Here is an 11,102-nt window from a genome sequence, read left to right as displayed (position 1 = left end):
TTTCTTTTGCTTGTGTGTTGGGTTTTCTGGGAGGTCTTTTGGTCCGGGGGGGGGGGCCGGCCCCCCACCCCTCGCGGCCGCAACTCTTGTTCCCGACAAGGGAGTTCACAGCGTGCCCGGAAGCATCGAGGTTCGCGGCCTGTCCCGCACCTTCCACACCACCGTCCGTCGCCCCGGCCTCGCCGGCACCCTGCGCTCCCTGGTCAACCCGGAGCGGGTCGCCAAGCACGCCGTCTCGGACATCACCTTCGACGTGCAGCCCGGCGAACTCCTCGCCCTGCTCGGCCCGAACGGCGCCGGCAAGTCCACCACCATCAAGATGCTCACCGGCATCCTCACGCCCACCTCCGGCGAGGCCCGGGTGGCGGGCGTGGTGCCGTACCAGGATCGCGAACGCAACGCCCGTAACATCGGCGCGGTGTTCGGGCAGCGCACCCAGCTGTGGTGGGACCTGCCGGTGCGCGAGTCCTTCTCGATCCTCCGGGACATCTACGAGGTGCCGAAGGCCGAACACGCCGCGCGCCTCGCGGAGTTCGACAGCATCCTGGAACTGTCCACGTTCTGGGACACCCGGGTCCGCCATCTCTCCCTCGGCCAGCGCGTGCGCTGCGACCTCGCGGCCGCGCTGCTGCACGACCCTCCGGTCGTCTTCCTCGACGAGCCGACCATCGGCATGGACGTGGTGGTCAAGGAGCAGGTACGGGAGTTCCTGCGCCACCAGGTGGAGGAGCGCGGCCGTACGGTCCTGCTGACCACCCACGACATGACCGAGGTCGAGCGGCTCGCCGAGCGGGTCGTCCTGATCAACCACGGCAGGCTCGTCCTCGACGGCTCCCTCGACGAGATCCGCCGTAAGTTCGGCTCCACCTGGCAGGTCCGCGCGACCCTCGCCGACGCGCACACCGACGTCGTCCCGCTGCCGGGGATCGCGGTGCTGAGCAAGGAGGGCCCGCAGGTCGTGTTCGGCCCCGAGAGCCCCGACGGACCGGACTCCCCCACCGTGCACCAGGCGTTGAAGGCGGTCATCGAGCGGTACGAGGTGACGGGCGTCGCCATCGACGAGGCCGACCTCGAAGACGTGATGCGGGCGGCCTACGTCCACGCGGAACCCGCGACCGAGGCGGTCTGACATGGCCGTCCTGCACGCCTGGCGCGCCGCCCGGGTCACCCCGCTCGGCGAGCTGCACGCGCCGCCCCGGATGACGGCCGTCCTGGTCCGGCTGGCCGTCCAGGTGGTCCTGGTGGCCTCCCTGTGGCACGGCCTGTACGCGCACACCGGCACCACCGCGGGCCTCACCGAGGGCCAGGCCGTCACGTACGCCGTGCTGGCCGTACTCGCCTCCCGGCTCCGGGAGTTGGACCAGTACGCGGGCCGGGACACCGTGCTCCAGCACATGCACTTCGGCACGATCGTCTACTGGTATCTGCGCCCGCTGCCGCCCCAGCGCTACCACGCCCTGCGCGCCCTCGGAGAGCAGCTGTACGGCTTCGCGTGGGCGCTCGGCGGCTACCTGGTCTGTCTGGCGGCCGGGGTGCTGGATCCGCCCAGGTCGGCCGCGGTGGCAGGGGTGTTCGCGCTGAGCCTGCTGCTGGGCCAGTGCGTCCTGTACCACGTGATGCTGCTGCTGGACCAGTTGTGCTTCTGGACGGTCCGCAACAACGCGGCGATGCTGATCCTGATCTTCGCGCAGAACCTGCTGTCCGGGGTGTACGCGCCGCTGTGGTTCTTCCCGGACTGGTTCATCACGCTGAGCGGATTCCTGCCGTTCCAGGCGACGTTGAGCGTGCCGCTGTCCATCTACATCGGGCGCATCCCGCTCTCGGACGCCTTCGAGCAGCTTGCGATCCAGGCGTTCTGGGTCGTGGCGCTCACCCTGTTCACCCGTTTCCTGTGGCGGCGGGCCGCCCGCCGCGTCATGTCCCAAGGAGGCTGAGGCCTGTGAACGGCATGCGGATCGCGTGGCGCGTCACGCGTCTCAACTTCCGTGCGCAGCTGGAGTACCGCACGGAGTTCCTGCTGATGATCGCGATCGGCGCGATCTGGCAGGTGTCGGTGATCGTGTTCGCCACGGTGCTGCTGACCCGGTTCACCGGGATGGGCGGCTGGGACAGCTCGGAGGTCCTGCTGATCCCGGCGACGCGGATGCTCGCCCATGGGTTGTTCGTCCTTCTGCTCGGCCGGGTGCACGGCGCGGGCCGGCAGATCCAGGAGGGCAGGATCGACATCTACCTGACCCGCCCGATGCCGGTGTACCGCCAGCTCCAGCTGGCCTTCTTCCCCACCAACGCGATCGGCGACCTGACGGTCGCGGTGGGCCTGATGGTCGGCGCGCTCAGCCGCAGCCAGCTGGACTGGACGCCGGGCCGCGTCTCCTACCTCATCGCCGCGGTCATCGGCGGCATGTTCCTGGAGGCGGCCCTCTTCACGGCGATCACCTGCGCGGCGCTGCGCTTCCCGGCCGCGGACTACTGGAGCCGCTGGCTGGAGGAACTTCTCGGGACCTTCGGCAGCTACCCCCTGAACGTCCTCCCCAAGGCGGTCGGCGGCCTCCTCACCTACGGCCTCCCCCTCGCCTTCGTCGCCTACTTCCCGGCAGCGGTCCTCACCGGCCACGGCCACGACACCGGTGCCCCGTACTGGCTGGCGGCGGTTTCCCCGCTGCTGGGTGTGGTGGCGTACCTGGGGTCGCGGGTGCTGTGGGGGTGGAGCCTTCGGCACTACGCGGGGGTCAATGGGTGACGTCCGCCGAGGGAACCCGCCGTACGGGGGTGAACAGCGTGGTGATCGCGATCAGCACGCAGCACGCGCCGGCGGCCACGCCGACCCGGGCCGTGCCCTGGTGTTCGGCGGCCCAGGTGAGCACGGCCGCGCCGACGGGGGCCGCTGAGTAGTGCAGGGTCCAGAAGGCGGCGGTGACCCGGCCCAGGAGGGGTTCCGGGGTGATCTCCTGGCGCAGGGACATGGAGCAGGTGCCCGCCACGGCGCCACAGGCCAGCAAGGCGGCGCTCAGGGCCGCGACGACGGGCACGTCCCGCGCCCAGCCCATGCCGGCGAAGGCGAGCCCGCACACCGCGACCGCGGCGGTCCAGGTCACTCCGAAGCCGAGCCGGCGGCGGACGCGGGCCACCAGCAGGGCGCCGGTGATCGTGCCGAGCGCGCCGACGGCCATGACGGTGCCGACCGTGCCGTCGTCGTGGCCGAGATCGTGCTTGAGGTGGTAGATGACCAGGTCGTTGAGGCCGAAGGTGAGGAAGCTGAAGACGAACAGCAGCGCGGTGAGCGAGCGCAGCACCGGGTGCCCGCGCAGGAACGCCACTCCGGTGCGCAAGTCGCGCCACAGGCCGGTGCGTTCGCCGTCGGCTCCGGCGGGCCGCGCCCGGAACCGCACGAAGGCCGTGCACAGCGCCGACACCCCGAAGCTCGCCGCGTCCACGCCGACCGCGGTGGCGGGCCCGGTCCAGGCTGCCACGACGCCCGCGCACACCGGTCCCAGCACCCCGGCCGCGGCGGCCGTCGCGTTCAACCGCCCGTTGGCCTCGGTCAGTTGCCCGGTCCCGACGAGACTCCGTACGACGGTGACGTAACCGACGGCGAACAGCATGCCGACCGCCTCGCACACCGGCAGCACCGCGTACAGCAGCCACACCCGCGGCCCGAACAGCCACACCAGCGGGATCACCCCGTACAGCACCATGCGCACGAGGTCGCAGCCGATGAGCAGCCGGCGCCGGTCGACCCGGTCCACCACCACCCCCGCGAACACGGCGGCGACGACCGAGGCGGCCCCGCCGACCGCCGTCAGCTGTCCCATCCGGGCCAGGGAGCCGGTGGTCTCCAGCACGAGCAACGGCAGGGCGATCAGGGCGAAGGAGTCACCGAGGACGGAGAGGGTCTGGGCGGCCCAGAAGACGGCGAAGTCGCGCTGGCGCCACAGCGGAGGAGAAGCAGCCCGCAGGGGTGGGGACTTGTCGGTCGTGCCGTCCCGCTGAGCCTCGTACGCCATGCCCCTCCCTGATCCCCGGACGACCTGCCACCTTAGGGCCGCCGTCGGCGGCACGGAAACGACTTTCGGCCGACGGAAGGCGGCCGCTGCCGTCCCCCACGCACACGGTCCGCCAACCTGCGGCCCCAAGCCTGGCCCGGCGCTTCGACGTAACGGTGGGTCAGCAGGCACAGGGGCAACAGCGCGGCGAAGAAGGCCACTTCGAGTACGGGACTGTCCTGCCGTCGTCGGCCGATCGTGCCGTCGATCACCGCCAGCAGGACCGGATGCACCAGATAGACCGAGTAGCTGACGGTCCCCAGTCCGGTCAGTACCGGCGGTACGCGTCGGCCGCGCGACGCCAGTCCGGCGCCGAAGGTGAGCACAGCCAGCACGAACGCGACGATCCAGCCCCGCCGTGCGAAGTGGTCGTCGGTGCCGGACCAGTACGCACTCCCCACGGCACAGATGGCGATCACGACAGCCGCGCCGGCTGTACGGCGCCAGGTGCTCCGACCGTTCTCGGCACGGTGGACAGCGGTGCCGAGGAACATCACTGCGAGGATCACCAGCCCCTCCCACAGCGGGACCGTGCCGTTGAACGGGACCAGGACGAGCGCCAACACCCCGCCGAGCACACCCCCGAACCGCCGGAGCACCGGTGAGCCGGCGCTCGCACAGCAGATGGCGAATCCCATGGCAAGGGAAGCGCACACGATCAGCGGGCCCGTGCCGACCAGGCCTGACAGGGCGGAGGCGGGCAGCACCGCGCCCGCCGTCACGCTCGCGGCGGAGAGCACTGCCAGGACGACCGCGATCGCCGCGGACTGCCGGTGCAGGCGAACCGTGAACAGGGCGACGACCAGCAGATAGAAGGACATCTCGTAGGAGAGCGTCCACAGGACCAGCAGGACATTGGGCGTTCCCAGTAACTCCTGCAACATCGTGGCGTGGGCGACCACGACGGAGGCAACGCTCTGCCGGCCGACGTCACGCAGCTCCGCGACGCCCAGGAGGTGGGCGGCGAGGAGCACCGTGACGACCACCGCCCACAGCGGGTACACCCGGAAGATCCGCCCGATCCAGAACGTCCGGACGCAGCCCCGCCGTTCCAGCGACGCGGGGATGATGTAGCCGCTCACCAGGAAGAACACCATGATGCCGTAGCGGCTGGTGTTGAACTGCGGCATCAACTCCCGCCGGAAGTCCGCCATGAAGGTGTACGAGGAGTGGTCGAACACCACGACGAGTGCGGCGATACCGCGCAACGCGTCCAGCCACCCCAGCTTCGCCGGAGGGGGGACGAGGGCTGGGGATTTCATGCGTGAGCGGAGTCCTCTTCGATCAGGCAGGCCCCGGTCGGGGTGTGCTGATCACCGAGTTCACCGGTCGGCGCATTGTTCGGCAGTACCGTTCTGGCGGCCGAACATTGAACGGGGTGAGGGTGTGGCGGGGCGTCGTGAGGTGCCGTTGGATCCGGCGGCGGGTCCGGTGCAGCGGTTCGCGTTCGAGTTACGCAAGCTGAGGCTGGAGGCGGACGGGATCACCTACCGGTCGCTGGCGCAGCGGGCGGGCTATTCGGTGACCACGCTGTCGCAGGCCGCGGCGGGCGAGCGGCTGCCGACGCTCCCGGTGGTGCTGGCCTATGCGGGGGCGTGCGGTGCGGACCCGGCGGAATGGGAGGCCCGCTGGAAGGCGGCGGTGGAGGAGTCCGCCGACGACGGCTCCCGGGAGGACACCGGAGCAGTCGCGCCGTATCGGGGTCTCGCACGGTTCGAGACCGGGGACAGCGACCTGTTCTTCGGCCGGGAACAGCTCACCGCGGAGCTGGTCGACCTGCTGGGCCGCCGACGGTTCGCCGCGGTCTTCGGCCCCTCCGGCAGCGGCAAGTCCTCGCTGCTGCGGGCCGGTCTGATACCCGTCCTCCGGCGCACCCGGGGGCCGGGCCCGCGTCCGGCCGCGATCAGGATCCTGACACCGGGCGAACGCCCCGCCCGCAACCACGCACCGCTCCTCGCACCCGCGATTCCCCGCACCGGGAGCGTCGCCGACTCCGGGGCGGACACCGTCGTGATCGTCGACCAGTTCGAGGAGGTCTTCACCCTCTGCCACGACCCGGCCGAGCGCGCCCGCTTCATCGATCTGCTGCTGACGGCCCGGCAGCCCGAGAGCCGCCTGCGCGTGCTGCTGGCAGTGCGCGGCGACTTCTACGGCCGCTGCGCCGAGCACCGTGGGCTGGCCGACGCCCTGCGCGACGCCAACCTCCTGACCGGAGCGATGAGCCGGACGGAACTGCGCGACGCCGTGGTCAAGCCGGCCACGGCCGCCGGACTGACCGTGGAACGCGCCCTCACCACCCGGCTGGTCGACGAGATCGCCGACGCACCGGGCGGGCTGCCGCTGCTGTCCCACGCCCTGCTGGAGACCTGGCGCCGCCGCCGCGGCAAGACACTGACCATGGCGGGGTACGAGGCGGCGGGATGCCTGGACGGGGCGATCGCCAAGACCGCCGAGACCGTCTACGGCCGGTTCACGCAGGACCAGGCGGCCGCCGCCCGCCGGGTGTTGTTGCGCATGATCGCCCCCGGTGACGGCACGCCCGACACGCGTCGTCCCGTCGAGCGCGCGGAACTCGGCGAGACGGGCCGGGTGGTGGAGGCGCTCGCCGGGGCACGGCTGCTCACCCTGGACGGGGACACGGTGGAGATCGCCCACGAGGCACTGCTGACGGCGTGGCCCCGGTTGCGCGGGTGGATCGAGGAGGACCGCGAACGCCTGCGCGTGCACCGGAACCTGACCGAAGCGGCCCACGCATGGCAGGCACTCGGCCGTGAGGAGGGCGCTCTGTACCGGGGAAGCCGGCTCGCCGCCGCCCAGGAACACTTCGGCGGCGCACCGCGCGAGGACCTGACCGACCTGGAGCGCGCCTACCTCGACGCCAGCCGCGATCACGAGCACAAGGGCCGTCGCCGGTCCCGGCTGGTGCTCACCGCGGTCACGGCCGCCCTGTGCCTCGCCCTCGTCGCCGCCGGCCTCGCCGTGGGGCAGTGGCGGAGCGCGGTCACCGCCCAGCACCTGGCCCAGTCGCGGCAACTGGCCGCCGAGTCCGGTGCGTTACTGGACTCCGACCCCGATCTCGCCTCGCTGCTTGCCGTGCACGCCTACCGGACCAGCCCTACCCGGGAGGCCGCCGCCGCCCTGTATGCCGCCGCGGGGCTACCGCTGCGTGAGCGCCTGGTCGGCGGCACCGCACCCGTGGATTCCCTCGCCCTCAGCGCGGATGGGCATACTGTCGCCGACCAGACCAGGGACGGCAGAGTACGGATCTGGGATCTGCCAGGGGGCCGGCTCCGGCACACGTTCACCGGCCCCGACGAAAGCGGCCAAGTCGCGGCGTTCAGCCCCGACGGACGCACCCTCGCCGTAGCCACCGGTGGCGTCATCCGCAGGTGGGACCCGGTCACCGGCAAGGAGCTTAGAAACCTCACCGTCCCCGGCGGTTCGATACGCGCGATCGCCTTCAGCCCTGACAGCCGTACCGTGGCCGCTACCTCCTCGGCGACCGTACGGGTGTGGGACGTGGCGACCGGCCGCAAGCGGCGCGGCTTCACCGGGCACCCCGACCCGGAGGCGGTCGCCTTCGGCTCTGACGGACGGACCGTCGCCGCGGTGGGCATCGACGGACTCGTGCGGGTGTGGGACGTGGCCACCGGCCGTACCCGGAGCGTCGGCGGCGGCCGAATAGACGGCAGGGCGGTGGCTTTCAGCCCGGACGGACGGACCTACGCGGTCCGCGTCGACGGTTCGGTGCAACTGCGGGAGGCGGCCACCGGGATCGTCCGGCACACCTTCAACGACGTGCCCGTCGGGGTCAACGAGGTGGCCTTCGCCCCCGACGGGCGGACGATTGCCATCCCGAGCGTCGACGACACGGTGCGACTGCGAGACACCGTCTCCGGCACGGCGCGGGCCACCGTGACCGCCGGTCACCACGGACGAGGAGTCATGCGAGTGGCCCTCGGTGCGGACGGCCGAACTCTGGTCACCAGCAGCAACAGGGACCCCGAGGTCCGTGTCCACCACCTGCCCGCCGATCCCCCGCAGACCACTCTGCCCGGCCCCGTCGGCACCTACATCGGCGACATGGCCTTCCGTCGGGACGGACACGCGGTGGTCACGGTCCGCCAAGGGCCGCCCGGGATGGGGGCAGTACAGCTCTGGGATGCCAGGACCGGCGACCGCGACGTCTCACTGCCGCTCGACACGGACACGGCCCCCGAGGGGAAGCAGTTGTCCGTCCCGGTTCTGCACCTCGCGGCCGTGGGGTTCGACCCGACCGGCCGTGCCCTGGCTGCCAGATCCGTCAAGAGAGGGGTGATCGAGGTCCGGGACGTCGCCACGGGCCGACTTCGCCTGAGCCGTGCCCTGGACGCCAGCGACACGGCGGTCTTCAGTCCGGACGGGACACGGCTCGCCGTCGTCGGCCTGCAGGGGGCAGTAGACCTCTTTGACCTCTCCACCGGCGCACGGCGAACCGCGGCTCAGTCCGGAAACGGCAGCCTCGTCAGGAGGGTGGCGTTCACCCCCGACGGACGCACACTCGCCGTAGTGGACATCGAGCCCGACGGTGATCAGCTCAGGCTGCTCGACGCCGCGACGGGACGCACCCGGCGCGCCATCAAGCCGAACAGCCAGTTCCTGTCGGTCTTCGCGTTCAGCCCGGACGGGAGCACCCTGGCCACCGTGAGCGGCAGTCGCGGATCGGCGACACTCTGGAACGTGCGCACCGGCCGGCTCCAGGACAGCTTCTCCGTCGGCGGCGAAGTGGCGTCGCTGGCCTTCAGCCCCGATGCGCGCACCCTCGCAGCGAGCACCGCGAGAGGCGTCCAGTTGTGGGACCTCGCCACCGGCCAGACCAGACTCACCCTGTCGGCGCGCTCACCCGAAGCGGTCGCGTTCAGCCCGGACGGACGCACCCTGGCCATCAGCACGGACGGCTCTGTCGAGCTGTGGGACGTCGACCTGCCCGACCCGGCTCACGCGATCAACCACATCTGCGCGGCCGTCGACACCGACCTCACCCCTTCCGAACAGTCCCGCTACCTGCACGACAGGTCCACGGAAACCGGCTGTCGACGGGCTACGCCATAGGAGGAGTCAGCCGCCGCACGACCCCACCCGGAGCTCCGCCCACACCGTCTTGTACGCCCCGCCCGGCCGGAGTTCGACGCCCCACCTCTCCGTCAGCGCCTCGACCAGCAGCAGTCCTCGTCCCCCTTCGTCCGGCTCCCGCGCCGGCACCGGCAGCCGGTCCACCCTCGCGTCGCTCACCTCCACCCGCAGCGACCCCTCGCGCAGCAGCAGCCGTACGCGGAACTGGCGCCCGCTCACCCGGCCGTGCCGTACAGCGTTCGCGGCCAGCTCGCCGACGACGAGCGTGACGTCCTCGTTCGGTTCGCCGCCGTGCGCGTACCCCCAGACGTCCATCCGGTTGGCGACGAGCCGCCGGGCCCGCCGCGCGCCGACCGGGGTGCAGGCGAAGAGCTGGGTGAACGTGCCGACGACGGCGGGAGGTTGGAGATCGGTCTCTGCGTGCATGCCCCAACCGTCCCGGGAGCGAAGGGAGTCCACCAGGCACGAAACTCGTACGCTACGGGTTGTACGAGTCACGGAGTGGACAGTGACCGTGACGGTCCGTGACCATGGGTGATCTGGCGGGGTTGGCACCAAGGCACCCGGGAGTTACCCGTATGACCGACAGCACCATCGAGACCATCGGCGTCGAGAAGAGCGCGAACGAACCCGAACCGTCCGACAGCCTGAAGGCGTTCGGCGAGGCGCACAAGGCGTTCCGCAGGAGGGCCGGGCACACACAGGAGGAGTACGCCCCACTGGTCGGCTATCAGCCGTCCACGGTCGCGTCGATCGAACAGGGCCGCCGTTTCCCCCAACGCCGCTTTGTCGACCGGGCGGAGGAGATCCTGGATGCGTTCGGGGTGCTCAAGGGGGTGTACAGGCACGCGACGAGGGAGAAGGGGCTGGCTTCGTGGTTCCGGCAGTGGGCCGAGCTGGAGGAGGTGGCGATCAGCCTGTACACCTTCGAGAACCGGCTCGTTCCGGGACTGTTGCAGACGGAGGAGTATGCGCGGACGCTGTTCCGCGAGCGGGTGCCCGTGCTCACCGACTCGGAGATCGAGGCCCGGGTCACGGCTCGCTTGGCGCGCCAGTCGTTGCTCGGGGAGCGGCCCAACACGTCGTTCAGTTTCATCGTCGAGGAGCATGTCCTACGGCGGCCGACGGGCGGGGAGGCGGCCATGCGCGAGCAGATCGAGCACCTGCTGGAGGCCACCGAGCCGCGCAACGTCGAACTCCAGGTGATGCCGCTGTCACGTGGCTACCACCCAGGCCTGAACGGGCCGATGCAGCTGCTGGAGACCCCGGAGAACGAGTGGTTCGCCTACCTCGAAGCACAGGAGAGCAGCCAGTTCCTCGTCAAGCCGCAAACGATCAGCGTGCTCCACATGCGCTATGCGAAACTTCGCTCACAGGCTCTGACTCCTGAGGACTCCCGGAGCCTGTTGGAGCGGATGCGAGGAGCATGATGAGCACGACTCAACTGACCTGGTTCAAGAGCAGCTACAGCGGCGACAGCTCCGGCGACTGCGTCGAAGTCGCCGCCGCCCCCACCACCGTCCACGTCCGCGACTCCAAGGACCACACCGGTCCCCAACTCGCCCTCTCCCCCGCCACCTGGTCGGAGTTCGTGGCCTTCGCCTCGCGGAGCTGACCTCGTCAGCCGTTACAGGTTGGAGGCGGGCCCCTCTTCCAGCTCGGCGAGTCGAGCGAGGATGCGCCGGGGCAGTTCGGCCGCCTCCAGCCGGAACGGGGTCCAGCGGTCCATGGAGTCCGGCTTCATGGACGCGGAGAAACGGAAGCGCCCCTTGCTGTTCGGATCGGGCACCATCTCGGCGCACGCGGGGCTCGGTGCCAGCCATGCCGTCATGATCGCCCCCTGCTCCACTTCCACGGCGACGAACAGCATGTCGAGGTCGGACGTTCAGCTCCCCGCCCGTGGCGAGGATCGAGGAAGCCGCGACCAGGTACTCGGCGCCTGATCCT

The 11,102-nt window shown here is 70.9% G+C and carries 10 protein-coding genes; 6 read left to right on the top strand and 4 right to left on the bottom strand.

What is annotated here, in order from left to right; genetic code table 11:
* The first annotated feature begins 112 nt into the window (after window positions 1–112).
* The 3 genes from ACFVYN_RS15320 to ACFVYN_RS15310 are packed head-to-tail and all read left to right on the top strand — an operon-like array spanning window position 113 to window position 2,740.
* Window positions 113–1,129, top strand: a complete 1,017-nt coding sequence (locus tag ACFVYN_RS15320; protein WP_389997915.1) for an ATP-binding cassette domain-containing protein — start codon at window positions 113–115, stop codon at window positions 1,127–1,129.
* 1 nt (window position 1,130) lies between these two features.
* Window positions 1,131–1,934, top strand: coding sequence for an ABC transporter permease (locus tag ACFVYN_RS15315; protein WP_389997912.1), 804 nt, complete (start codon window positions 1,131–1,133; stop codon window positions 1,932–1,934).
* A 5-nt stretch (window positions 1,935–1,939) separates the two neighbouring features.
* A complete protein-coding gene (locus tag ACFVYN_RS15310; RefSeq protein WP_352381763.1) occupies window positions 1,940–2,740 on the top strand; it encodes an ABC-2 family transporter protein in 801 nt (266 codons plus the stop codon).
* Here the strand turns inward: ACFVYN_RS15310 and ACFVYN_RS15305 are convergent.
* Together ACFVYN_RS15305 and ACFVYN_RS15300 are read right to left on the bottom strand one after the other, a co-directional pair.
* Window positions 2,730–4,004, bottom strand: coding sequence for an MFS transporter (locus tag ACFVYN_RS15305; protein WP_389997909.1), 1,275 nt, complete (start codon window positions 4,002–4,004; stop codon window positions 2,730–2,732). The two genes, ACFVYN_RS15310 and ACFVYN_RS15305, sit on opposite strands and share 11 nt — an antisense overlap.
* Window positions 4,005–4,036: 32 nt before the next feature.
* Window positions 4,037–5,305: an acyltransferase family protein gene (locus ACFVYN_RS15300; protein ID WP_389997907.1), complete on the bottom strand. Its 1,269-nt coding sequence runs from the start codon at window positions 5,303–5,305 to the stop codon at window positions 4,037–4,039.
* 124 nt (window positions 5,306–5,429) lie between these two features.
* Here ACFVYN_RS15300 and ACFVYN_RS15295 point away from each other — a divergent pair, with 124 nt between their 5' ends.
* Entirely contained in the window at window positions 5,430–9,134 is a 3,705-nt protein-coding gene (locus tag ACFVYN_RS15295) for a helix-turn-helix domain-containing protein (RefSeq protein ID WP_389997904.1), read from the top strand.
* Between the two features lie 6 nt (window positions 9,135–9,140).
* Here ACFVYN_RS15295 and ACFVYN_RS15290 read toward each other — a convergent pair whose 3' ends face one another.
* The gene (locus tag ACFVYN_RS15290) at window positions 9,141–9,581 is read right to left on the bottom strand and encodes an ATP-binding protein (protein ID WP_389997902.1); all 441 of its coding nucleotides are present in this window, start codon (window positions 9,579–9,581) and stop codon (window positions 9,141–9,143) included.
* 152 nt (window positions 9,582–9,733) lie between these two features.
* On the opposite strand from ACFVYN_RS15290, the gene ACFVYN_RS15285 reads away from it, so the two are divergent.
* Window positions 9,734–10,585 carry a Scr1 family TA system antitoxin-like transcriptional regulator gene (locus tag ACFVYN_RS15285; protein ID WP_389997899.1) on the top strand — a complete coding sequence of 284 codons (852 nt, stop codon included), beginning with the start codon at window positions 9,734–9,736 and terminating at the stop codon, window positions 10,583–10,585.
* Window positions 10,585–10,770 carry a DUF397 domain-containing protein gene (locus ACFVYN_RS15280; protein ID WP_389997896.1) on the top strand — a complete coding sequence of 62 codons (186 nt, stop codon included), beginning with the start codon at window positions 10,585–10,587 and terminating at the stop codon, window positions 10,768–10,770. Before ACFVYN_RS15285 ends, ACFVYN_RS15280 begins: the two co-directional genes overlap by 1 nt.
* A 12-nt stretch (window positions 10,771–10,782) precedes the next feature.
* On the opposite strand, the gene ACFVYN_RS15275 is transcribed toward ACFVYN_RS15280, so the two are convergent.
* Entirely contained in the window at window positions 10,783–11,025 is a 243-nt protein-coding gene (locus tag ACFVYN_RS15275; protein ID WP_389997894.1) for a hypothetical protein, read from the bottom strand.
* Between the last annotated feature and the right edge of the window lie 77 nt (window positions 11,026–11,102).

This window comes from Streptomyces sp. NPDC058307 (assembly GCF_042880295.1).
Taxonomy (GTDB): Bacteria; Actinomycetota; Actinomycetes; order Streptomycetales; family Streptomycetaceae; genus Streptomyces.
Note: the sequence above shows the minus strand (reverse complement) of the source record. Positions and strands in the feature narration are given on the sequence as shown.

Excerpts from the sequence above, each read along its gene's own strand:
- ACFVYN_RS15280 (WP_389997896.1), top strand. The coding sequence starts at position 10,585 with ATGAGCACGACTCAACTGACCTGGTTCAAGAGCAGCTACAGCGGCGAC.
- ACFVYN_RS15285 (WP_389997899.1), top strand. The coding sequence starts at position 9,734 with ATGACCGACAGCACCATCGAGACCATCGGCGTCGAGAAGAGCGCGAAC.
- ACFVYN_RS15290 (WP_389997902.1), bottom strand. The coding sequence starts at position 9,581 with ATGCACGCAGAGACCGATCTCCAACCTCCCGCCGTCGTCGGCACGTTC.
- ACFVYN_RS15315 (WP_389997912.1), top strand. The coding sequence starts at position 1,131 with ATGGCCGTCCTGCACGCCTGGCGCGCCGCCCGGGTCACCCCGCTCGGC.
- ACFVYN_RS15300 (WP_389997907.1), bottom strand. The coding sequence starts at position 5,305 with ATGAAATCCCCAGCCCTCGTCCCCCCTCCGGCGAAGCTGGGGTGGCTG.
- ACFVYN_RS15275 (WP_389997894.1), bottom strand. The coding sequence starts at position 11,025 with ATGCTGTTCGTCGCCGTGGAAGTGGAGCAGGGGGCGATCATGACGGCA.
- ACFVYN_RS15305 (WP_389997909.1), bottom strand. The coding sequence starts at position 4,004 with ATGGCGTACGAGGCTCAGCGGGACGGCACGACCGACAAGTCCCCACCC.